The organism is Dawidia cretensis, assembly GCF_018598175.1.
GTDB lineage: Bacteria > Bacteroidota > Bacteroidia > Cytophagales > Cyclobacteriaceae > Ohtaekwangia > Ohtaekwangia cretensis.
The window spans coordinates 1-22,488 of record NZ_JAHESE010000052.1; the positions used below are offsets into that span (position 1 = coordinate 1).

Consider the following 22,488-nt stretch of genomic DNA (forward strand, 5'->3'; position numbering starts at 1 on the left):
ATTGGAATGCTACCGGCAGCGCGAAACAAACCCGGCGTTGCGTCCCCTGTTGGAGACACTCGATTTCGCGAACGCCAACTTCTTGCCCCATGGAAGCGAGCTCCCCCATCATTTTCAGATCACGTTTAACCCGCACGACATGGCCAATGGGGCATATGTCACAACGATGTACAAACGGGCGTATACCGATCAATACACGCCTCCAGACACCAGTTCGGGCTTCGGACCAGGCGATGATGCCCCAGCCTTTATTGGGCTGGCGTCAGATGCCATACCGGCCTCGGTCCCGATGATCGTCAACAACGTGGTAAAAGCGTCCTACAAAACTTTTCACAACGTTGTCGGAACACGCGGGGAGATCTTCGGCGACACCGAGCTTCGCGGCAAGCTTATCAGCACGGCCATGGGCATGCCAATGGAAGAAGTCAACCGCGTGCTGAACCTTATGCTCGAGCTCAATGGCGACAATCGTTTCGGCCCCTTTGCCGGCGTCTATGCCCTGCGTTTTGTGAAGTCCACGGCGGCCACGCTCGGCTTTACTCATTTCGCTCCGCAGACCTGTGTGCTGGAGCTCGACTGTGTATGGTCTCAGCGAATGCTGAAATTCATCGAAGAAGCCTGGCGCAGACTGGACGAGGCAAGCATACCCTATACGTTTCACTGGGGCAAACAGTGCGGACTGAACCATGACCGTATGATCAAAGGCTACGGACAGGCACGCATCGATGCCTGGAAGAAGGCTCGGCGGGAATTATTGCAACCAGCAGTACGAAACGCCTTTAATAACCAGCAGATCGACGCCTGGGGACTATGCCATGACGGACTGGGAGAAACACTCCTGGCATAGCGTATTAAAAATAACAGCCCCTGATCTTTCATGGACCAGGGGCTGTTATACGACATCCTATTATAGAAAGGCTATTGTGCCTTCAAGGCATTTACCGGATTCGTTCGCGCGGTTTTTAGCGAGTGATAACTCACCGTAGCAAAGGCAACAAACATGGCTAGGAACGCGGCGTATATATATACGATCCAGGTGAAACCTACATTGTAGGCAAAGCCTTGTAACCATTTCGTAGCTGCAAAATACGCCAGCGGAGCGGCCAGTAACATGCCCAGCAACACCAGCTTCAAAAAGCTTTTTGACATCATCACGACAATATTCAGTACCGAGGCGCCCAATACTTTACGCACGGCAACGGCTTTGCGGCTTTGCTCCATCGTAAAGGAGGCCAATCCGAACAGGCCGAGGCAGGATATAAAGATGGCCAGGGCAGAAAATATTCCGAATAACTGTCCGAGTCGTTTTTCCTGGTCAAAGAGCCTATCAAAACTCTCATCCAGGAACTGATACTCGAATTCATATTGCGGAAGAAGATTTTTCCATTTCTGTTCGATTGCCGTCACCATAGCCTGCATGTCGTTGGTGTTGACTTTCAACGCCATGTATCGGCCTTCATAATGTGGATTGAGATATAACACAAGTGGATCGATAACGTCATGGAGGTGCTTGAAATGGAAATCCTCGATCACGCCAATGACCTTCCCGGGTTCGCTTCCGCGTTCACCAAACTCCATGAGCTTACCAATGGCTTCCTCCGGCTTCCAGCCAAAGTGTTTGAGGGCCGTCTCGTTGATCACGAACTCCTTGCCGAATTGCTGGGTATCTTCGCCAAAATAACCTCCGGCTTTTAATTTTATGCCCATGGTCTTTAACAGGTCCGCATCGCCGCTAAAGATATACAGGTTCTCCGCCTGATTATCCTTAACCCCTTCATACCAAAGATTGGTCGTGTTGACCATTTTGCCGGGTATTTCGTTAAACCGCGTGACGCTGGTGACGCCGGCCAGTCGGGCCATTTCATTTTTGATGCTGCGATCACCCACACTGTCCCGGGGCATTGTAAGCACCAGGGTCTGTTCGCGGTCAAAACCCATGTTCTTAGTAAGCATGTAGTTCAGTTGGGAGTACACAACATACGTTCCTACCATGATCAAAAAGGCGATGGCAAACTGAAATACCACCAATCCTTTTCGTAGCACCTGGCCACCGATATTACCAATGAAGTTACCTTTTAATACCGATGACGGCTTGAAGCTGGAGAGGAAAAACGCAGGGTACGTTCCGGCAAAGAGACCGACAAATAACGTGATGCCCGTAAAGATGAAAACGATGAGCGAGTTTTTCAGCGGATTGATGACAATCTCCTTGCCGGAGATAAAGTTAAACTGCGGAACAATCAGCGTCAACAAGACAATGGCCAATGTCAACGACAGGAAGCTGATGACGACGGACTCACTCAGAAACTGAAAGATCAGTTGACGCTTTTGGCTACCCACTACTTTTCGGATTCCCACTTCGCGTGCCCGTTTTAGCGACTGTGCCGTGGTCAGGTTCATGAAATTGATGCAGGCGATAATGAGGATAAAGAATGCGATCGCCGACAAGGTATATACCGTATTCATATTCCCATTGGCTTCAATCTCCAGTCCTCGGTTGGAGTGCAGGTGAATGGATGTCAGGGGCTGAAGGCGAATCACATTTGGATCGTCTCCTGCTTGTATATTCTGGTATTTATCGAGAAAAGACGATATCGTCTTTTCAAAAGAAAGATGATCGATGCCTTCCGGAAGAACCACGTACGTGTAGTGATTGGTCAGCGAGTTGAAGCCTACCTTCGAATCGGCACGCATGGATTCGAAGCTTTCGGAAGAAGCCATCATATTCATATGAACGTGGGAATTGGATGGCAGCGGTTCGAATATACCGGTAATGACAAACTCCTTTTTGTTCCCCAGCATCGTGAGTGTTTTGCCGATCGGATCCTGGTCGCCAAAATAGGCTTTTGCCGCCTCCGGCGTAACGACGATTGAGTTTACTTCTGCCAGCGCCGTCACCGGATTTCCCTTGATGAGGCGAATATCCAATACATCAAACACCGTGGAATCGGCGTAGAAGACTTTTTCTTTATTCTTGAACAACGCACCGGAAGAATTTTGCATGAATACTTCCACCGGTTTAATGCGTGTATAATTCTCGACCTCCGGATAATTCTCTTTCAAGAGCGCACCCAAAGGAAAGGCAGAAATGGCCCAATTGTTAGCCTCCAGGTCTACAGCCAGCCGGTATATGCGGTTTGCATTTTTGTTCTGACGGTCATAACCGAGCTCGAACTGAACAAATAGCGCGATCAGTATGCAGCAGGTCATGCCGATAGCCAGGCCGATGATATTGATGGAAGCATGAAGCTTATTGCGCTTCAGGGCGCGGAAGGCTACAAGAAAATAGCTTTTAATCATGGAAAACAGGTTAAGGTAACGGAGACGTGTGGTCAATAAGGATGCCAGGAACGAAAAGCCCAATTCCAGGGCATTTGAAGGACAGCGATGTCCGCTCCCGAGTCATTCTTGACCGTGAGCGGACAGTGGAATCTGCAAGCTTCGCGTATATCCTTCGCGTGGCTCGGACCCGGCAACCCTTTGATAGGATAACACCATGAGAAGCATGGCCCCCGTAAAGTCTTCCGAAGATCGGATATAAAAACTGACCCAACCCGACTGCTGGAAGGTATGATGCTCGCTTGCCTTCCCGTCCTGAATCAAACGCTGCTTCATTTTACGGGTGAACAAAACATCCAGGATGCCCTGACTGTGAATGTGCCCCAGCTCTCTTCCCGCATAGTTAAATTGAAGTCCACCGAACTTATGCAGGGATCTGGAGACGCCCTTCCAATCCGATACTTCGCTTTCGATCGCTTCGATCGTCCGATATATTTCAGGCGAGAACAGTATATTCCAGATCATCATCGCCGCATCAAACCAAAGCGCAAAAAAAGGAACGTGCTTAAGCACCTTCAAATGGTTAACGATGAACCTGAACATCTTTCTCGGCCAGTCGTTTGATATGATCCATCGCGCGTAAGTGAACATGGCGGGTGATATCAACCGCCCAGAGATCGTAATACCAGGCCGGGTATACTTTTAAGGTGTACCAGCTATTACCGGTGAGTAACGTTGTGCCGTCGGCACGAGGCGTTAATATAAACTGGCCGCGTTCAATATTGATATGGCCAATGATCTCAGGATCGTGAGGTTGCTTCACGATATCAAATGTAAAAACAGAATCCCGAACACTTTCGACAATAACCTCGTCAAACGTAGCCCCATTACTAAAAATACATTTCCGTTCATCGCCTACCGCGAATCCCGAAACGGTAGATTGAACGGGGCAGGGGAGGCCTAAGGAAAAAAGCCAATAATCGGGTTCGGTGGTATTCAGTGGATGAGCGGCAACGTAATTCCATACAACATTGGGCGGTGCTTGAATGATCATTTCATCGGATACAATATTAGAGTGCCCATGGAACGCAAATACGTCGGCAAAAAACAGGATGATATAAAGACAGAGTGTACTGACCCTAAACGTTCTCTGGTCATCGTTAAAAATATATTTGCCAATGAACACCCCTACCCACATAAACCCCAACAGCAGAGGCGAGACGATAATGAGGCAGATCACGCCCTCGCCCATAAACACAGCACTCAACATAATAGCAATGACTGTATTCAGGAGAGCAAAAGGGAGCAATGCGACCAACCGTTCCTGCCGGCGCCGCCAATACCACATGGCAATAATACCCATCCCGATAGGCACCAGAACAAACTCCGCCAGGGACAGTATGCCGCCCGACATATCGTCATAATTTGCAAGCCAGTACGCGAGCGCAAAAGCCACGACCGCGAAGATGTTAGAAAATACAATTCCTTTTAGGACCGCATAGCGCGCCCCCGGATTTCCCGTTACCTCATTTTCCATAAAGCCTGATATTAGATCATGAGGCAAATATACTGTAATGTATTAAACTTTCAATATTTATTGAAAATATGATTTAATGACCCTCAGAACAGACTCCCCCATGGCAACACCGACATTTATCTTAAAAGTGATCTACATCACATTACGCATCGCTCCCGTCTGATTGTGACATAGGTCACGCGACTTCCCACAGAAACCCACGTTAATTCGTATATAAATTAAAACACAGCAAAATGAAAAACGAGATTTTTAAGATTGTACCGGAACAAAGTAAAATCGAATGGATCGGTAAAAAAGTTACCGGCGCGCACGATGGTACCATCGACGTAAAGGAGGGTGAAATAATATTGAATGGGGGCAAAGTCGTAGGCGGCACCGTGGTCGTGAACACGGCGAGCATCAAAATTCTGGATATACTCGATCCCGCCACCAACACGCAAATGTTAACGCACCTGGCGTCAGACGACTTCTTCTCCATTGAGGAATTCCCCGAAGCCGTATTGGACATTATTTCTGTGAATGGCGATCGCGTGGAAGCGGACCTGACCATCAAAGGAATCAAACATCCTGTTAGTTTCGACATATCAGCAAACGCCGGCAATACCCTTCTGACGGCCTCGGCCCGGGTGATCGTAGACCGCACAAAATATGAAATGAAATTTCGCTCCGGCAATTTCTTCCAGAACCTGGGCGACACACTGATCTACAATGATTTTGAGCTGAACGTAACGCTCACGGCCAAAGCCGTAAAAAAAGATGTTTCTGTCACTGTATAACCACCACCACTATGCCATACATTAAAATAGAGCTGACACGCGAAGGTGTAACTCGCAAACAAAAACAGCAGCTGATCAAAGGCGTGACCGACCTGGTTACCGACGTATTGAACAAAGACCCACATTTAACGCACGTCGTGATCCAGGAAATCAACCTGGACGACTGGGGATATGCCGGTGAGCAAGTTTCGGTGCTGCGTGAAAGGGGCATCACCGCCGACAAAAAGTAGTCACGTCATGAATCATGAAAATACTCTTCCTAATCGCTTTAATATCCTGGACACCCGGGATATTAAAAGCGCAAACCGCTAAAGCCATGAAAAACAATCAACAGGATTCACTCGCAATTTCGCAAGCGCTGGAAAATTACTACTTCAAGGGCATCTACGAAGGTGATTTGGACGCATTGAAAAAAGTGCTGCATCCCGGCACGCTGTTATTCGGAGATGTGAAAGGTCAACCCTATGCAAAGGCCTACGATGTTTATCTCGAAGGTGTGAAGAACCGGGTGAGCCCCCAAGATGCCGGCGCGCCCTTTAAAGGCACGATCGTCTCCATCGAAACGGTCAACTCGATCGCGATGGCGAAGGTGCACGTAAAGATGTATGATTTTAACTACGACGAGTTTTTATCCTTTCACAAGATCGATGGGCGTTGGGTGATCGTCAACAAAATGATGTCTGACGTCGCGCAATGGCGACAGTACCCTGCTGGGGGGCGATCAGGACACTACGGGATGCCTGGATAAAAACTTATGTTATATCTTTGACTGGTTCTTATTTCCAGGAAGATATAACATATGCTGACAATGGCGCCAGAAAAAGCAGTGGGTTGGTTTCTTTCCCGCAGCATCATCGTAATCGCATTTATGTATCCCGGTACAAGGGTGGGGTACTGTCAATCGACAAAAGCGCCGCTCACCGTGCGGCCCTGGGCCGCCGAGTGGATCGCCCCACCGAATATCACCGGTAACGAATATGGCGTCTACTACTTTCGCAAGAACGTAGTGCTGGCGGCGAAGCCTGCAACGTTCGTCGTGTACGTATCCGCAGACAATCGGTATAAGCTATATGTCAACGACGTGCTCGTGTCGCTCGGCCCGGCCCGTGGTGACACGTATTATTGGAATTACGAAACAGTCGATTTGGCGCCCTACCTCGTGTCCGGAAAGAATACCGTCGCCGCGCTCGTGTGGAATGAAGCCGAGTACCGTCCCGAAGCCCAGATCAGCGTGCGCACAGGCTTTATTGTGCAGGGCAGTTCGCAGGCGGAAGACGTACTCAATACCAACAATACCTGGAAATGTTTTCGGGACATCGGCCATCAACCCATCCCGGGTTATTTCTTTTCTGCCAGCAAGGGTGAAATGGTAGACATGCGTCAGACAGTCAAGGGCCCATGGACAGCCGGAAATTTTGATGATGCCAACTGGCCGATGGCTGTCAAAGTACTGGAAGGAAAGCTCAAAGGCATGGCCTGGGGCATAGACTGGGCGTTGGTACCGTCGTTGTTGCCGCCGCGGGAAATGACATACCAGCGCATTCTTAAACTGCGCAGTGCACAAGGCATCAACGTTCCCGCAACCTTTCCGGAAAAGAAGACACCGCTGACCATTCCCGCCAATACATCGGTTTCGCTACTCCTGGACCAGACATTCGAAACAAACGCCTACGTAACGCTAAACTTTAGCGGCGGCACAGACGCCGGCATCTCACTGGGCTATGCGGAAACGCTTTACGACAAAGGCAGTAACGGAACGCGTAAAAGCAATCGGAATGATGTTGACGGCAAAGATTTTATAGGCCGGAAGGATAGTATTATTTCCAATGGCGGCAAAGATCAGACGTTCACGACATTGAATTTCCGCACGTATCGTTACATAAAGGTCTTCGTAAAAACGAAAAACGACCCGTTGGTTATCGACGATCTATACGGTACGTTTACCGGCTATCCGTTTGTACAAACAGCCGTATTTAAAACGGACAATACCGAGATAAAGCAAATAATCGACATTGGCTGGCGCACCGCAAGACTCAATGCTTGGGAAACCTATATGGACTGTCCGTACTACGAGCAGTTGCAATACATTGGTGACACCCGCATCCAGGCCATGATCTCATACTATAACACCGACGACGACCGGCTGGCCCGCAATGCCCTCACCCAGATCGACCATTCGCGTATCGCAGAAGGCATCACCCGCAGCTGTTATCCCACCAAAGGCACGCAGATCATATCGCCATTTTCATTGTGGTACATCGGCATGCTGCACGATTATTGGATGTACCGAAACGACAGCGACTTTGTCAAAGATAAATTGATGGGTGCCCGAGGGATATTGGACTTTTTTAGCAAATATCAACAGGCCGATGGATCCTTAAAAGATACTCCATACTGGACGTTTGTCGACTGGGCCGGCAACATGTGGGGCCGAATTGAAGGGACGGACGGAAGCGCCGCCATCTATGACCTGCAATTACTCCTGGCATACCAGTGGGCGAGAGACATGGAACAAACCATGGGGCTGAAAGATCTGGCGGCGATATACGATGAAAAGGCCCTGCAACTAAAGGCTACCATCCAACGAAAATATTGGGACCCGACCAGGAAGCTATATGCCGACACAAAAGACAGAGATGCTTTCTCGCAGCATGTCAACGCGCTGGCTATACTGGCGGGCATCGTCGAGAGTCAGGACCTGCCCGCCGTGGCAAACGGTCTGCTGAACGACAAAAGCTTAAACCAGTGCACGATCTATTTCAAATACTACCTGCATCAGGCACTGGCAAAAGCGGGCCGGGGTGATGACTACATGAGTTGGCTGGGCATCTGGCGCGAAAACATCGCCATGGGCCTCACCACGTGGGCCGAAGACTCCAGCCTGCCCACAGTACGTTCTGAATGCCATGCCTGGGGCGCCAGCCCGAACATTGAATTCTTCCGAACCGTATTAGGCGTCGACAGCGATGCCCCCGGCTTTGCCCGCGTAAAGATCGAACCACACCTGGGCACCTTGACGAATGTCGCAGGCGAGGTCCCCCACCCGAATGGAAAGATCTCCGTAGAATATGTAGTGGCGGGTGGCAAATCGAAAATCAATATTCACCTTCCCGTAAAGACAACTGGAATCTTGCATTGGAAGGCGAAGACCTATGTTCTTAAACCCGGCGCCAATGCATTCGTGATCTGATTTTCGAAACAAGACGTATCTTTGTTCCATGACATGGAACGACTACAAGCGATGTTTGACGTTACGGTATGACCAATTTATAGCGGAACATCAAATCAGGGAAAATCAAATTGATAAAGACGTTCGTTACGAAAAGATCACAGACGTAGACCGTGTCCAACTGGGCGATGGCCAATACTTCTATTTCAAAGGGGATGAGCTGAAGCTGATTTACCTGTCGGCAGGCAAGCTTGCCAGTAAGCTATGGGAAGAATTTAAAAGCGGTGCGGAGGCCGGGGCTTCCAGGACCGTTGTACGCTCCCGCGCGGGCAAAACATCCAATCAGATAGTTTTTTCAGAACAAGGCATCACCGCCTCGGTGCAGGGAAGCGATGTGGACTTTATAGAGATATATCCGCCACAATCGTTGGAAGATTACCAGGCAACGATTTACCGGGAACCAAAGCCCTTTATACGCTAGTCATAGCAAGGTCTAAAGGCTGGCCTTTAGGTTTCTGAATATTGGACAGGGAGCACTTACTCCTTTGCCCTTTCATATTGTACCGGCCACGGAAATTCCGCCCCTAGCTCACGCGCTGCATGCAACGGAAAATACGGGTCTCGCAGAAACTCCCGGGCCATCATAATCAGGTCCGCGTCGCCGTCCTCTAAAATTGACTCGGCCTGCGTAGGATTTGTAATCATGCCGACGGCTGAGGTTAGCACGCCCGTTTCTTTCTTCACCTTAGCGGCAAAGGGCAACTGGTACGCGGGCCCCACTGTGATCTTTTGATGCTCCACCAATCCGCCCGATGTCACGTCCATGACGTCGACGCCGTGATCTTTTAGAACAGCAGCAAGCGCTACCGCATCTTCTGGCGTCCATCCTCCTTCGGCCCAGTCGGTGCCCGGTATCCGGACAAACAATGGCACATCTTGTGGCAGCACGACCTTCACGGCCTCGATCACTTCTAACAACAACCGTATGCGATTCTCAAAGCTCCCGCCGTAAGCATCCTGACGATGGTTACTTAATGGCGACAGGAACTGGTGCAGCAAGTAACCATGCGATGCATGAACTTCAATCACCTGAAACCCTGCTCGCAACGCCCGCACCGTAGCCGATGCAAAGTCAGCGACAATCTTTCGCAATCCAGTATCATCCAACCCCACGGGCATCGGATACTTCGCCGAGAATGCAATGGGGGAGGGCGCAACGGGCACCCAGCCGCCATCTTTAATGTCTACCGCGCCGCGTCCCAGCCAGGGCGTCTGCGTGCTTCCTTTTCTACCCGCGTGCGCCAGCTGAATGCCGGCGACACCTCCTTGTTGTTGGATGAACGACGTAATTTGCGTTAGCTTCCCGATGTGCTCATCTTTCCAGAGCCCCAGGTCCTGGGGAGATATACGACCTTCCGGAGATACTCCCGTGGCTTCTGCCATGAGTAACGCAGCACCACCCACCGCCCGGCTCCCCAGGTTAACCAAATGCCAGTCGTTGGCGAAGCCGTCAACAGCAGAGTATTGGCACATAGGTGAAACAACAATCCGATTCTTTAGCGTCACGCCCTTGATCGTTAAGGGACTAAATAGCTTTGTCATGATCTTTTATATTTTACCGCGTGGTGATTGAAATGGAAAGTCTGCTTTGATTAAGCTCCGGTGCAAAGATAATACTCCCCACCGTTGTCCGGCCCGTCGTGCAGAAGAAAGAAGTCATAGAAGTCGCGTAGTATAAACATCTGCTTATACCACACCAGGCTCTCGCGAAAGCGCGTGATGTGATGTTTAATATCATCGCGATGCCCGGCCGGTACGTCAAACACGAGATAGGTTCCCCGACGAATGGGAAGCGCCAGGCCGTCAAAATGAGGTGCCAACATGCTCGTGTCTTCCGCGAAGATCCCATAAAACAACCGATAGTCGCGCAGGGCCGTAAAATTCACGGAGTCGAATATTTTGATACAGCGCCTTGCCCGGCCGGCAATGGTCATGGATAAAAGATCGTCCAGGTAGGGCATGGACGCTTCATAACCTGGCGAGGCATGGCCGAAATGCCAGGTATAGCCGGCCAATACCCCACCCGTCAGTGTGCGTTGTTTAAACGTAAATGGAAAGTCAGACTGTACGATGTGACGATACTGCGTCTCAGACGTAATGCCATCCATGACCGCATTGATCGAGTCTGTTCGGATGACGGAGGCTTTTGCCTTCCCAGGCGAAAAGCCGAAATGATTCGTGAAAGCTTTTGACAACGAGTGCTTTGTGGCGAAACCGGTAGCGTCGGCAATCTCACTCAGGTTGAGTGGGGTATAGGCGCTTAACATAGCAGCCCGCTCCAGCTTTATCCGCGTGATGTAATGCCCCAGGGATTCGGTATATGTGCTCCGAAAGATCTCCGCCAGGTGATAGTACGATACATGTGTATAATCGGCCAGCTCACGGATGCCAAACGAGGCCGTAAGATTATTCTCGACATACTCCGCCACCCTATTTTGAAGTCGTTGGTAGTACGCGGCCGTTTCAGTCCGTTGCATGCATGTTGCGTTATCTATTTTGGGGATTCCCCCAAAGGTTGTTGAAGTTGGTAATAGGTACGATATCTTCGTACAAAAAGTTATGATCACAGCAAAAATGAAGGTGGCGGCAGGGGTTGTATGTGTCCTGTATATCCTGGTGCAAACCTTTCAATGGTGGGTTTTTGCCCAGGCGCCGTCCGCCACGCCCACGCCGCTGGAAGATTTTCTGTTTAGTGCCCAGCCCCTGAGCATCCTGCGCTCCTGGCTGATGCTATTCTCAATGTTTGGACTCTTCTATATCTTTTTTGTGCTGTGCTTATCGATTTACAAGACACACACAGCCTCCAGCTTGCTGGCACTGACAGGTTTCTTTGTATTCTTCCTGCTGGAAATCATCCTCCGGTCCGTCGAGCTGTTCTACACCCAGGTCCACCTGCCGGCGGAATACGCAGCCGCCACGGACGTCACACGTCGCGAAGCGATAGTGTCCTTCGTAACACAGTTCCAGCAGGTACAGCGAGCTTTATATTTCCCCCTCGGTCTCTCACAAACCGTTGGCAGTTTCATTATTGCCGGGGTATATCCTGCCAGCCCACGCTACCACTACGCCATCAAAGCGATTATGTTCATCAACGGCCTGCGACTACTTCTGCGCATGCTGACCGTCTATGGCGGCATACCTGCGTTCCCGGCCAATCTATACGATACGCTTTACCTTCCGCTCGTGTACGTCACCTTCGGTGTAATGGCCTGGTGGTTCTTTAGAAGCCGTAGTACAAATCCTGAAAATGTTGTCTGAATATCTCTATATTGCTTAAAGCAACTAGAACGCCCATGTATAACATTCAGAAAATAAGCTCGGAAGAAGCACTGTTATTGATTCAGTACGTTGTAGCACAAACGGGAGAAAGTAAGCCTGTGGCTATTTCCATCTGCGGCCCGGAGGGGGAACTAATCGGTTTTCTTCGCATGGACGGCACCAGCCCTGCCGCAAGCCGGATTGCCCAGAATAAGGCGTATACCGCAGCCGTCGACCGCACCGACACCATGAAGATGGGCGCCCGCATGCGCGGCAATGACAACCCTGCCTTCTGGGGCGACGAGCGCATCACCGGCTTTGGTGGCGGTGTTCCCGTTGTCCAGAACGGCGTAGTGGTGGGTGGCGTCGGCATCAGCGGCTTGCCCGAAGCAGACGACGAACGCCTGGCGAAAGAAGCTGTTAAACAGGTATTTGGTTAACTCATCCCCCTGGCCCATCGATGGACCAGGGGTAATGCCGTTGCTTCGGTTATAAGTTGCTCCCACGACCCGGTGCTCTTCTGCCGTTTTCGCCGTAAAATTCATTGTTCTTCACAAACTTGCCTTTGTACGTACCCGCGAATCTTTTATTGTCCGTAAACAAAACATCGATTGTTACTTCGAAGGTGTCTTCGCCCGTTATCATCGCATACAGGGTACCACTTTTAACGTCACCCATGGCGTCTTCATAGCCGAAGCCTTCATAGATTCTATTGGCCTTATGGTTGCGATAGGTGACCCGCCAGTCCAGGTCGTAGTTGTTCGGATTCTCCTCGGTAAGGGTAAAGGGCGTACCCATCCTCTCCTGGGCAATATCGACCAGGATATATTCGTCGGCACCTTGAAAAATACCATCGTCCTCGACGGTAGGGAAGAGCCAGAATTGATAGCCGCTGGGGTAGTCACCATAGACAGTCGTCCTGATTTCTTTGGACACATCGTCGAAAATATACTGGCCGGCCACGGTGAGTGTGCAGGTAGCCGTTTTCTCTCCATCGACTGTAGTGGCGGATAGGGTGGCGGTGCCGGCAGAGAGCGCCCTAACATAGCCATCTTCTATCGTGGCAACATCTTCGTTGTCACTGCTCCATTCCACTTCTTTGTTGTCGGCGTCATTAGGCGTGACCATTGCAATCAGCGTGGCGTCTTCGTCGATATAAAGTTTCATTGCCGTGGTATTGAGCGTTATGCCCGTGACGCGGGTAATCACCACCACCGCGCAGGTCTCCGTTTTTCCACCGTCGTTCGTCTTGACAGTAATCGTAGCACTTCCTTTGGCAACCGCCACTACGTGCCCATCGGCATCAACCGTAGCAACGTTGGCGTCGCTCGTGCTCCAGTCAACGTCTTTGTTAACGGCATTCGAAGGGGTGATCGTGGCCGTCAAATCAAACTCCTCCCCGGGGGAAAGCGTCTTGGTAGTAATATCTAAAGAGATGGAAGCGACGGCAATGGCATCATCATCGTCATCCTCTTTACAGGAGGCCCAGGCCATCATGGCTATCGTGACCAATAGCAGGCTTTGGATTTTTCTTTTCATATAGGGGGTTTTTGAGGGTGTTAATTTGTAAGCGAAACTAAGCATTTTCAGGAAAAAATGGTTTGTAATTTTCGCCCAAGACCGGATGATAAGTGTACTGAAACTCCTGGACCCCCACGGCCCGTTGTCGCCAACGGTATGGATACATACAGTGTAGTATATCCGGGGACGATCAACGATCCCGGAAAATATCGTGACGGCGGAAGGATTTCTATGCAGGCGGTTAGCGCACCGCCCGGAAAGAATGTAATTTACCGACCTAAACAATCGAACACCCGCATGATAAAAAAAATGATACTAGGCGCCCTTACGGTCAGCGCCCTGCACACGGCAAATGCCCAGACACTCGAAAAAATGCAATGGTTCAATGAGCCGGACAAATGGAAGATCGAGAACAATGTTCTGACCATGACGGTCACGCCCCAAAGCGACTACTGGCGTATCTCCCACTATGGCTTTACCGTAGATGATGCGCCGTTTTACTATACCACCTATGGCGGCGAGTTTGAAGCCAAAGTAAAGCTCACCGGCGCCTATAAAGCCCGCTTCGACCAGATGGGCCTGATGCTTCGCACCGACCACGAGAACTATATAAAAACCGGCGTAGAGTTTGTCGATGGCAAGTTTAACGTTAGCACTGTGGTCACGCACCACACCAGCGACTGGAGCGTTACCACGCTCGACAAAGTACCGCCCTTTATCTGGATCAAAGTGGTACGCCGTCTGGACGCCGTCGAGATTTTTTACTCGCTCGATGATAAGACCTATATCATGACACGCAATGCACCGTTAAAAGATAATCATCCGGTGATGGTAGGCCTCATGGCTGCCAGCCCCGATGGCAAAGGCTTCGAAGCGAAATTCGAGAGCTTCAACGTGACACACCTGCCCGATCAGCGTCGCCTGGATTGGCTAAAGAAAAACGCCGAATAACACGTCTCGGCCAGTCTGTAAATATCTGATAATCATTTATTTGTTAATAAAATCTTACAACCGGCCCTAGGCCGGTTGTAATTTTTCGCATCTTGCGTATAGCCCACCCACCCAAGCGCTGTACAAACGGAACGCTAAAGTATCCGTGTTTTAAACAAACCGCACACATGAATGCATTGAACCTGAAGGAAGCCCAGTATAGCCCCAAGGTTGTCCTAAACAAAAAAGATGGAATCTTCGAGATCTCAGGCCGTTCGCTGCCGGAAGACTCCGAAGAATTCTTTGCACCGGTCTTAGCGTGGTTCAAAGAATACTTCCAAAGCCCGAATTCCACGACCATCTTTTCTATTCAGTTGCAGTACTTTAATTCTGCCACGGCCAAAATCATCTTTGGCCTGATGCACACCATGCAAAGTATACCCGGAGCCTCCATAGAATGGTGTTATCACCACGATGACGAAGACATGCTCGAAGCAGGGCAGGAGTTTGAAAGTGAGCTCACGGTACCGTTCACATTCAAAAAGATCTAACGATTGTCCCAAAAGAGAGCGGCAATACTGTACGTAGTACTGCCGCAAGTCCTATGAGCGGATAAAGAAATTACCACATCACCGGCGAGTCATCAGATTCTGGTTGCGGATCAGACCGATGAACTCACCGCGGTAACCTTCCACGTCCTTGCCACGCGCACCCTGCGCCAGCGCCAGGACGTCCTTAAAGCCAAACTCCTTTACATACTGCGACTCGCGCAACAACATGCCGAACCCGGCGACGGCGGCTGACCACCGGAAGTCATCCGAAGTATTTTCGAGCGCAACGTTCTTATCCAGCAGTACTTGTTGCAATAGCTTGCTGGTATTGCCGTCCGGTTTTTTATACCGGAACTTCACCGTCATCAATTCATTCGAGTTACTCGACACGGTCGTGCCGGACGGCTTCTGGTACTTCAGCTTGTCGATGTCATAGAACGCGCTCTTCACACCGGCAGGAATAATCTCGTACAACGCCGTAACGGTGTGTCCGGAGCCCAGCTCGCCGGCGTCCTTCTTGTCGTTGTTAAAATCCTCGGCCTGCAACATCCGGTTCTCGTAGCCGATCAGGCGGTAGGCTTGCACCTTGTCCGGATTGAACTCGATCTGAAGCTTCACATCTTTTGCGATCGTAAACAGTGTGCCACCGAACTCATTCACCAGGGTCTTCTGTGCTTCCAGCATGTTGTCGATATAAGCATAGTTGCCATTGCCCTTGTCGGCCAGAATCTCCATCTTCTTGTCTTTATAGTTACCCATGCCGTAGCCCAGCACCGTCAGGAAAATACCATCCCCACGTTTCTGCTCGATCAGGTGTTCCATATCCTGGTCGCTCGAAGCGCCCACGTTAAAGTCGCCGTCGGTCGCCAGGATCACGCGGTTGTTGCCATCCTTCTGAAAATTCTCTTTGGCAATGGCGTAGGCCAGCTGAATGCCCGCACCACCAGCCGTAGAACCACCGGCCTGCAGATTATCGAGGGCATTGATGATCTTCTGCTTCTCTGCCCCCGATGTAGACGGCAGCACCACGCCGGCAGCGCCCGCATAAACCACGATCGCTACCCGATCTTGTTTGCGCAATTGCTCTACCAACAATTTAAAGGATGACTGCAGCAACGGCAGCTTATTAGGATCGCTCATCGAGCCCGACACGTCGATCAGGAACACCAGGTTCGACGCCGGCAGGTTGTCGACAGGTATCTTTTTACCTTGCAAGCCGATGTGTACTAATTTGTGCTGGTCGTTCCACGGCGCGGCCGATACTTCGGTATAGATCGAGAAGGGGTCTTCTCCCGTAGGTTGCGTATAGTCATAATCAAAGTAATTGATCATCTCTTCAATGCGCACGGCGTCCTTCGGAACCTGCTGGCCATTCTGAATAAATCGTCGCACATTGCTATACGAAGCTGCATCTACGTCAATAGAGAAAGTAGAAAGCGGATCTTGCAACGCGCCACGGAATACGTTTTCGTTGATCGTGCCATACTCTTCCGTATTCGGTTCCACGGGCGCCACGGTGTCGTAATAACCATTGTTTATTTGTACACCGGCTACGCTACCTTGCAGCGCCGGTGCCGGCGACTGCTGCTTATCTTTACGTGACCGTCCACCACGTCTCGTCTCCGCTACAGAATAGGATAATTCACGTTTGGATGTCTCTACCCCATAGCCTACAACGACCACTTCGTCCAGCGCCATGGCGTCCACTTCCAACGTTACATTGATCACATTACTGATCCCCATGGGCACTTCTTGTGTTTTATAGCCTATAAAACTGAATACCAGGATTGTTTTATTGTCTGGAACCGTGATGGAATAAGTTCCGGATCCATCGGTTACGCTACCCGTCGTTGTACCCTTGTGGGTAACACTGACACCGGGTATCGGCAAGCTGTCGGTCGCACCCGTGACCTTTCCCGTAATAGTCCGACTCTGCGAAAATGCCATCACCGGCAGCAGCAGCATGGCCCCCAAAAGATATATGCGCGTTTTCATAGTTGTAAAAGAATTAGTTGACCCCAGGATGCGCCGCCAGGCGGAATTCCATAAAAACGCCCACAACTTTTTTTAATATTTGTACATCCTACATACGAAAGCCGCTCAAAAACGGCCAGCAGGCGATTTTAACCGTAAACCTATGCTTCGAAACTACTTTATCACCGCCCTTCGCAGCCTCCGGCGCAACACTGTCTTTTCGATCATCCACGTGCTCAGCCTCGCCATTGGTCTGAGCGCCGCGCTGGTAATCTTTCTGATCGCGCGACACGAGTTCAGCTATGATCGCTTCCTGCCGGAGGGTGACCGCCTGTATCGCGTGGCGTTCGATAACCAGTTCAACGGCCACACCGGCCACATGACCGCTGTACCCTTACCGCTACCTACTGCGGTGCAACAACAGATACCTGGCGTTGAGCTTGTCGTGCCCGTATTAGCGTGTGCGGGCGATATGGCGCTGCGCGTATCCATCCCGTCGGTACATACCGGAGCCGTCACAACAACCGGTACACAGCCCGGCATTATTTATACCACCGCGGATTACTTTACGCTTGTTCCCTTCGAATGGCTCGCCGGCAGCGCCACAGTACTGCGACAACCCTACACCACGGTGCTCACCGAGAGCCGCGCGAAACTATATTTTCCCGGGGTTCCCTTCGCTGATATCCTGGGGCGTGAGGTCATCTACAATGACAGCATACAGACCTCTATAGCGGGGATTGTCAAAGACCTTCAGAAGCATACCGATTTTACCGCCGTGGAATTTATTTCCTACAAAACCTTATCTCAAATGATCCAGCGGGAAGACAGACGGCTGGACTCCTGGAATAACTGGAGCGAGAATTCAAAGGCCTACCTTCGCCTGCACGCCGCGCACGACCCTGTCACAGTCGCCCGGCAGATTACGGACCTTGTTACGCAACACAATGAAGGTGCCAACCGCACCAGCAACTATACCATCACGGCCCGGCTGCAGCCGTTGGCTGACATTCACTTTAATCCGATCTATGCTGGCGGCCAACGCACGGCCAGCAGACCGGCGCTGTATGCCTTGCTGGGCGTTGCCGGATTCCTCTTGCTGCTGGGCTGTGTTAACTTCATCAACCTCAGCACTGCCCAGGCGGCACGCCGCACGAAAGAGATTGGCATACGTAAAACAATCGGCGGTCAACGAGGACAGATCGTCAGGCAATTCCTGCTCGAAACACTGAGCATCACCACGCTGGCCATGATCGTGTCACTGGTCCTGGCGCCATTCCTGTTGCGCGTGTTCGCCGACTTTATACCCGTATCCGTGGGGTTGTTCATCAACGTTCCCACGGTAGTATATGCCGCCGGGCTCACGCTTGTAGTATCGATACTGGCAGGCTTTTATCCCGCGCTGGTATTGTCGGGCGTTCGCCCGGCACAAGTTTTACGAGGCCGCCTGGGCGCTGGGATGACGCATACGACGCGGCTGCGCAAGGTGCTGACGGTATCGCAGTTTATGATCTCCCAGTTTTTTATCATCGCTGCGGTGGTCGTTAGCCGGCAGGTTGACTTCTCGTTGCACCAGGATCTCGGCTATCGCCAGGAGGCGATCCTGAATTTCGAGCTGCCACCCGGTGTCAGAGCCAATCAGACTGGCTTTATCAACAGCCTGCAGGCAATGGCCGGTGTAGAGCGTGTAAGCAGTGGCTTTATACCACCGGCCTTTGGCCGCTCGTTGCTGACCCAGGTCTCGCGCCCCGGGGCGCGGAAGGATGATATGTTGTCTGTACAATTACGTTTTGGCGATGCCAATTATATACCACTCTACGGCATACAGCTCATTGCCGGACAAAACATTCGCGAAGTGCAAGGGATGGCTGAAGTGGCCATCAACGAAACATGTGCCCGTGCCCTGGGCTATGCCGAAGTCGAGCATGCTATAGGACAAGAGTTGATCATGGTCGGCGACACACATGTGGTGGTCGTAGGCATCATGAAAGACTTTTACCAGCGCTCCACGCACAGGCGCATTGACCCCATGGTGTTGAAAGGGGAGCGAGGCGATTATATACACGTCGCCTTACGGGCTCAACAACCCGGTGGCACGGCCTGGCCCGAGACCATCCGCCAGATAGAGGCCGGGTTCCATGCCCAGTATCCCCAGGCAGACTTTTCGTTTACTTTCTTTGATGAAAGCATTGCCTCGTTCTACCAGGAAGAGCTCCAGACCGCGAGGATGTTAACGTGGGCCACCGGGCTTTCCATCCTCATCAGCTGCATGGGCCTGTTGGGCCTGGTGATCTATACCGCAGAGATACGACGCAAAGAGATTGGCATCCGGAAAGTCCTGGGAGCGTCCATCACGTCGCTCATCGCCAGCCTGTCGCGGGAGTTTGTGCTGCTGGTGCTACTGGCCTTTATACTGGCGGTACCGATCGCCTGGTATGCCACCGATCGGTGGCTGGAATCTTTTCAATACAAGGCACCGGTGCACGTGGGTATGTTTCTGGCCAGCGGTGCGTTCTTGTTAGCGGTCGCCATGGTGACACTGTCGTTTCAAACGATCCGTGCGGCCCATGGCAACCCGGTGGACAGCCTGCGGTCGGAATAATCCGTGTTTAGCGCTTCCGGCACCGGGGTCGTGCAAACGTCCACTGGCGGGCAGTTTTGTTAAGTTCCGGACATCCGGGTATTCGTGCGGGCAGATAAAAAGTGGCTTGCAAGCATCAAAATGGCCCTTTGGTACTATGGCTTACCTGGCACAATCCGTGCAGCCAACGGACGTATACCGCAAGCCTATGATCCGCAATTACCTCGTCACAGCCTTCCGCAACTTTCTTCGGCACCGTTCATTCACTTTTCTGAATGTAACCGGCCTGACCCTGGGCATGATTGCCAGTGTGCTTATTTTACAATATGTAAAATATGAACGTAGCTACGATGCCTTCCACAGCCAGGCAAACGACATATACCGCGTACAATACAACCAATGGCAGAATGGTAAGCTACGGTTCGAATGTGCCGCCGCCGTCCCCGCGGTGGGTCCTGCGTTGAAAAACAACTTTCCCGAAGTAAAACGCTTTACACGCCTCTTTCCCGTCGGCGGCGTAATGACATACGACAGTCCCGAGCGCGGACAGATCGCCTTCCAGGAAGAAAAGATGCAGCTGGCCGACTCGTCCGTCTTCGCTATTTTCGACTTTAAGCTCTTGCAAGGCGACCCGGTGCACTCCCTGGAGGGCCCCAACAAAATAGTGATCTCGCAACGCGCCGCCAGAAAATACTTTGCCTCGGAAGACCCCATCGGTAAAATCATCCGGATGGATGGTCGGGAGAATTACGAAGTCACCGGGATCTTTGAAGACGTCCCCGAAAATTCACACATCAAATTTGACTTCCTGTTGTCTTACCAAACGCTGGACAACAAAACGCGTAACGATTCCCAAACCAGCTGGGGGTGGTATGACTTTAATACCTATGTATTGCTGGAGCCTGGTACTGACGTGACCACCCTGCAAGCCAAGTGGGATAACTACCTGGAGCGCGAACGCGGGGAAGAGTGGAAGAAGAACAACAACAAACAGGAATTCCTGCTGCAGCCCCTGCTCGGCATACACCTGCACGCTACCCTGCTGCAAGAGTCTGAGCCCGACGAACGTGGCAACGGCGACTCCGTCTATGCCCTGACCTTCATCGCCCTGTTCATCCTTGTCATTGCCTGGATCAACTATATCAACCTGGCGACAGCACGCTCCCTGGATCGCGCGAACGAAGTGGGAGTACGCAAGGTCATGGGGGCCCAGAAACAACAGCTGGTATATCAATTTCTGGCCGAGTCCTTCATGCTCAACCTGGTCGCCACCGTCCTGGCGCTGGCCGCCGTGCGGGCTGTATGGCCGTTCTTCTCCGAACTGTCAGGCCGGAATATACCTATGGCGTTCATGGGCGAGAGTAATTTCTGGATTCTGCTGGTCGGATTGTTTGTGCTGGGCACCGTTCTGTCAGGGTTTTATCCTGCCGTTATACTTTCGTCCTTTAAGCCCGTGGCCGTACTCAAAGGCAAGATCGCACGGGTCACCCACGGCAACATGCTGCGCAAGTCGCTTGTTATTTTCCAGTTTGCCGCTTCGGTGGTGCTCATCAGCGGGTCGATCGTGGTATATCAGCAGTTGAACTATATGCGTCAGCAGGATCTGGGGGTGGACATACACCGCACGCTCGTATTCCGGGCGCCCGGCGTAAGGGACTCGCTGTACGAACAGCGTGTGGCGAGCTTTAAGACCGAGGCCTTGCGCGTTCCGGGCGTCAGCAGCATGAGCGGAGCCACCAGCATACCCGGCGATGAGATCTTTTGGGCCAATAGCATTCGCCGGCTCACCGGCGGGTCCGGATCTGGCATCTCCGGCTATACCGTCGGCATCGACCACGACTATATACCTGCCTTCGGATTGACACTCGCCGCCGGCCGCAACTTCGACCGTGAGCATACCGACGATAAAAAGAGCATCATCCTGAACCAGGCCATGGTAGAAGCGTTGGACTTCGAGTCGTCCGCGGCCGCCATCGGCCAGCCCGTCATACAAGGCGATACCTTCCAGATCGTAGGCGTCCTGGAGAACTTTCACCAGATGTCGCTGAAGGAAGCCGTCACGCCCCTCGTGTTCCGGTTTACACCCGAACATGCCCGGTTCTATGTCTTTAAGGTAAATGAAGCCAACTACAGCAACGTCCTGGCCGGGCTCGAAAACCCCTGGAAGGAAATCTTTCCCGGCAACCCCATCGAATACTTCTTCCTCGACGAGTATTTTAATCGTCAATACGAAAGCGATCGCCTGTTCAGTCAGACCTTCACACTCTTCACCGCGCTCGCCATTTTCATCGCCTGCCTGGGCCTGTTCGGCCTCGCATCGTTCATGACACTGCAGCGCACGAAAGAAATAGGTATACGCAAGGTGCTGGGCTCCTCGGTAAGCGGCGTCGTGATACTCCTGTCGCGTGGGTTTGTGCAGCTGGTATTGATTGCCAACCTGCTGGCGTGGCCGCTCGCGTGGTATATTATGGACCAATGGCTGTCCGGCTTTCCCTATCACATCGACATCAACCCGCTGCTCTTCGTAGTCGCGGGCGGCGTAGTCGTGCTGATCGCCTTCCTGTCCGTCAGCCTCCAAACCATTCGCGCTGCACGCGCCAACCCCGCAAAGTCCTTAAAGTACGAGTGAAAAACAGCGTGAGCGTAGGAGCGAGAGCGAACTGAACGTCGTAGCCTAGTGCTATAGGGCAATCCTTAGTGATTGCCCATCGCGACGACTGGCGCAAGTCTTAGCCCCGCCTCGGGGCGGAGACTTGTGCCCAGTGGGGGGCAGCCTTCCGACTGCCCAGCGGTAACGTCGTAACCTGCGCAACCATACACCGACAACGCCCCGCCGTCACTTCCGTCGATTT

18 protein-coding genes and 1 pseudogene are annotated in these 22,488 nt (G+C 51.7%); 12 read left to right on the forward strand and 7 right to left on the reverse strand.

What is annotated here, in order from left to right:
• Positions 1 to 847, forward strand: a pseudogene (locus tag KK062_RS28075) (FAD-binding protein); the annotation flags it as partial.
• Between the two features lie 71 nt (positions 848 to 918).
• Here KK062_RS28075 and KK062_RS28080 read toward each other — a convergent pair.
• From KK062_RS28080 to KK062_RS28090, 3 genes are all read right to left on the reverse strand, one after another.
• A complete protein-coding gene (locus tag KK062_RS28080; protein WP_254087712.1) occupies positions 919 to 3,300 on the reverse strand; it encodes an ABC transporter permease in 2,382 nt (793 codons plus the stop codon).
• 102 nt (positions 3,301 to 3,402) lie between these two features.
• Positions 3,403 to 3,852 (reverse strand): luciferase domain-containing protein, encoded by a 450-nt coding sequence (locus tag KK062_RS28085; RefSeq protein ID WP_254087713.1) that lies wholly within the window; start codon positions 3,850 to 3,852, stop codon positions 3,403 to 3,405.
• A 10-nt stretch (positions 3,853 to 3,862) separates the two neighbouring features.
• Positions 3,863 to 4,816 carry an SRPBCC family protein gene (locus KK062_RS28090; RefSeq protein ID WP_254087714.1) on the reverse strand — a complete coding sequence of 318 codons (954 nt, stop codon included), beginning with the start codon at positions 4,814 to 4,816 and terminating at the stop codon, positions 3,863 to 3,865.
• A gap of 233 nt (positions 4,817 to 5,049) precedes the next feature.
• On the opposite strand from KK062_RS28090, the gene KK062_RS28095 reads away from it, so the two are divergent.
• The 5 genes from KK062_RS28095 to KK062_RS28115 all read left to right on the forward strand — a co-directional run bounded on the left by KK062_RS28095 (position 5,050) and on the right by KK062_RS28115 (position 9,242).
• Positions 5,050 to 5,592 carry a YceI family protein gene (locus tag KK062_RS28095; RefSeq protein WP_254087715.1) on the forward strand — a complete coding sequence of 181 codons (543 nt, stop codon included), beginning with the start codon at positions 5,050 to 5,052 and terminating at the stop codon, positions 5,590 to 5,592.
• 11 nt (positions 5,593 to 5,603) lie between these two features.
• Positions 5,604 to 5,822 (forward strand): tautomerase family protein, encoded by a 219-nt coding sequence (locus KK062_RS28100; RefSeq protein ID WP_254087716.1) that lies wholly within the window; start codon positions 5,604 to 5,606, stop codon positions 5,820 to 5,822.
• Positions 5,823 to 5,908: 86 nt separating this feature from the next.
• Entirely contained in the window at positions 5,909 to 6,340 is a 432-nt protein-coding gene (locus KK062_RS28105; protein WP_254087717.1) for a nuclear transport factor 2 family protein, read from the forward strand.
• 60 nt (positions 6,341 to 6,400) lie between these two features.
• Positions 6,401 to 8,782: an alpha-L-rhamnosidase-related protein gene (locus tag KK062_RS28110; protein ID WP_254087718.1), complete on the forward strand. Its 2,382-nt coding sequence runs from the start codon at positions 6,401 to 6,403 to the stop codon at positions 8,780 to 8,782.
• A 28-nt stretch (positions 8,783 to 8,810) separates the two neighbouring features.
• Positions 8,811 to 9,242: a hypothetical protein gene (locus KK062_RS28115; protein ID WP_254087719.1), complete on the forward strand. Its 432-nt coding sequence runs from the start codon at positions 8,811 to 8,813 to the stop codon at positions 9,240 to 9,242.
• 56 nt (positions 9,243 to 9,298) lie between these two features.
• Here KK062_RS28115 and KK062_RS28120 read toward each other — a convergent pair whose 3' ends face one another.
• On the reverse strand, positions 9,299 to 10,363 hold the full coding sequence (locus KK062_RS28120; protein ID WP_254087720.1) for an NADH:flavin oxidoreductase/NADH oxidase: 1,065 nt from the start codon (positions 10,361 to 10,363) through the stop codon (positions 9,299 to 9,301).
• A gap of 50 nt (positions 10,364 to 10,413) precedes the next feature.
• Positions 10,414 to 11,298: a helix-turn-helix transcriptional regulator gene (locus KK062_RS28125; RefSeq protein WP_254087721.1), complete on the reverse strand. Its 885-nt coding sequence runs from the start codon at positions 11,296 to 11,298 to the stop codon at positions 10,414 to 10,416.
• 82 nt (positions 11,299 to 11,380) lie between these two features.
• Here KK062_RS28125 and KK062_RS28130 point away from each other — a divergent pair, with 82 nt between their 5' ends.
• Both KK062_RS28130 and KK062_RS28135 read left to right on the forward strand, forming a co-directional pair.
• A complete protein-coding gene (locus tag KK062_RS28130; RefSeq protein ID WP_254087722.1) occupies positions 11,381 to 12,079 on the forward strand; it encodes a hypothetical protein in 699 nt (232 codons plus the stop codon).
• Positions 12,080 to 12,114: 35 nt separating this feature from the next.
• Complete coding sequence (locus KK062_RS28135; RefSeq protein ID WP_254087723.1) at positions 12,115 to 12,519, forward strand: GlcG/HbpS family heme-binding protein; 405 nt, start codon at positions 12,115 to 12,117, stop codon at positions 12,517 to 12,519.
• A 49-nt stretch (positions 12,520 to 12,568) separates the two neighbouring features.
• On the opposite strand, the gene KK062_RS28140 is transcribed toward KK062_RS28135, so the two are convergent.
• The gene (locus tag KK062_RS28140) at positions 12,569 to 13,618 is read right to left on the reverse strand and encodes an Ig-like domain-containing protein (protein WP_254087724.1); all 1,050 of its coding nucleotides are present in this window, start codon (positions 13,616 to 13,618) and stop codon (positions 12,569 to 12,571) included.
• 279 nt (positions 13,619 to 13,897) lie between these two features.
• On the opposite strand from KK062_RS28140, the gene KK062_RS28145 reads away from it, so the two are divergent.
• Entirely contained in the window at positions 13,898 to 14,551 is a 654-nt protein-coding gene (locus KK062_RS28145) for a DUF1349 domain-containing protein (RefSeq protein ID WP_254087725.1), read from the forward strand.
• A gap of 167 nt (positions 14,552 to 14,718) precedes the next feature.
• Positions 14,719 to 15,081: a DUF1987 domain-containing protein gene (locus KK062_RS28150; RefSeq protein ID WP_254087726.1), complete on the forward strand. Its 363-nt coding sequence runs from the start codon at positions 14,719 to 14,721 to the stop codon at positions 15,079 to 15,081.
• Between the two features lie 78 nt (positions 15,082 to 15,159).
• Here KK062_RS28150 and KK062_RS28155 read toward each other — a convergent pair whose 3' ends face one another.
• Entirely contained in the window at positions 15,160 to 17,076 is a 1,917-nt protein-coding gene (locus tag KK062_RS28155; RefSeq protein ID WP_254087727.1) for a vWA domain-containing protein, read from the reverse strand.
• 142 nt (positions 17,077 to 17,218) lie between these two features.
• On the opposite strand from KK062_RS28155, the gene KK062_RS28160 reads away from it, so the two are divergent.
• Together KK062_RS28160 and KK062_RS28165 are read left to right on the forward strand one after the other, a co-directional pair.
• On the forward strand, positions 17,219 to 19,657 hold the full coding sequence (locus tag KK062_RS28160; protein WP_254087728.1) for an ABC transporter permease: 2,439 nt from the start codon (positions 17,219 to 17,221) through the stop codon (positions 19,655 to 19,657).
• 136 nt (positions 19,658 to 19,793) lie between these two features.
• On the forward strand, positions 19,794 to 22,265 hold the full coding sequence (locus KK062_RS28165) for an ABC transporter permease (RefSeq protein WP_254087729.1): 2,472 nt from the start codon (positions 19,794 to 19,796) through the stop codon (positions 22,263 to 22,265).
• Positions 22,266 to 22,488: the final 223 nt, after the last annotated feature.

Excerpts from the sequence above, each read along its gene's own strand:
- KK062_RS28130 (WP_254087722.1), top strand. The coding sequence starts at position 11,381 with ATGATCACAGCAAAAATGAAGGTGGCGGCAGGGGTTGTATGTGTCCTG.
- KK062_RS28110 (WP_254087718.1), top strand. The coding sequence starts at position 6,401 with ATGGCGCCAGAAAAAGCAGTGGGTTGGTTTCTTTCCCGCAGCATCATC.
- KK062_RS28105 (WP_254087717.1), top strand. The coding sequence starts at position 5,909 with ATGAAAAACAATCAACAGGATTCACTCGCAATTTCGCAAGCGCTGGAA.
- KK062_RS28135 (WP_254087723.1), top strand. The coding sequence starts at position 12,115 with ATGTATAACATTCAGAAAATAAGCTCGGAAGAAGCACTGTTATTGATT.
- KK062_RS28115 (WP_254087719.1), top strand. The coding sequence starts at position 8,811 with ATGACATGGAACGACTACAAGCGATGTTTGACGTTACGGTATGACCAA.
- KK062_RS28150 (WP_254087726.1), top strand. The coding sequence starts at position 14,719 with ATGAATGCATTGAACCTGAAGGAAGCCCAGTATAGCCCCAAGGTTGTC.
- KK062_RS28100 (WP_254087716.1), top strand. The coding sequence starts at position 5,604 with ATGCCATACATTAAAATAGAGCTGACACGCGAAGGTGTAACTCGCAAA.
- KK062_RS28145 (WP_254087725.1), top strand. The coding sequence starts at position 13,898 with ATGATAAAAAAAATGATACTAGGCGCCCTTACGGTCAGCGCCCTGCAC.
- KK062_RS28120 (WP_254087720.1), bottom strand. The coding sequence starts at position 10,363 with ATGACAAAGCTATTTAGTCCCTTAACGATCAAGGGCGTGACGCTAAAG.
- KK062_RS28090 (WP_254087714.1), bottom strand. The coding sequence starts at position 4,816 with ATGGAAAATGAGGTAACGGGAAATCCGGGGGCGCGCTATGCGGTCCTA.
- KK062_RS28080 (WP_254087712.1), bottom strand. The coding sequence starts at position 3,300 with ATGATTAAAAGCTATTTTCTTGTAGCCTTCCGCGCCCTGAAGCGCAAT.
- KK062_RS28160 (WP_254087728.1), top strand. The coding sequence starts at position 17,219 with ATGCTTCGAAACTACTTTATCACCGCCCTTCGCAGCCTCCGGCGCAAC.
- KK062_RS28125 (WP_254087721.1), bottom strand. The coding sequence starts at position 11,298 with ATGCAACGGACTGAAACGGCCGCGTACTACCAACGACTTCAAAATAGG.
- KK062_RS28155 (WP_254087727.1), bottom strand. The coding sequence starts at position 17,076 with ATGAAAACGCGCATATATCTTTTGGGGGCCATGCTGCTGCTGCCGGTG.
- KK062_RS28140 (WP_254087724.1), bottom strand. The coding sequence starts at position 13,618 with ATGAAAAGAAAAATCCAAAGCCTGCTATTGGTCACGATAGCCATGATG.
- KK062_RS28165 (WP_254087729.1), top strand. The coding sequence starts at position 19,794 with ATGGCTTACCTGGCACAATCCGTGCAGCCAACGGACGTATACCGCAAG.
- KK062_RS28095 (WP_254087715.1), top strand. The coding sequence starts at position 5,050 with ATGAAAAACGAGATTTTTAAGATTGTACCGGAACAAAGTAAAATCGAA.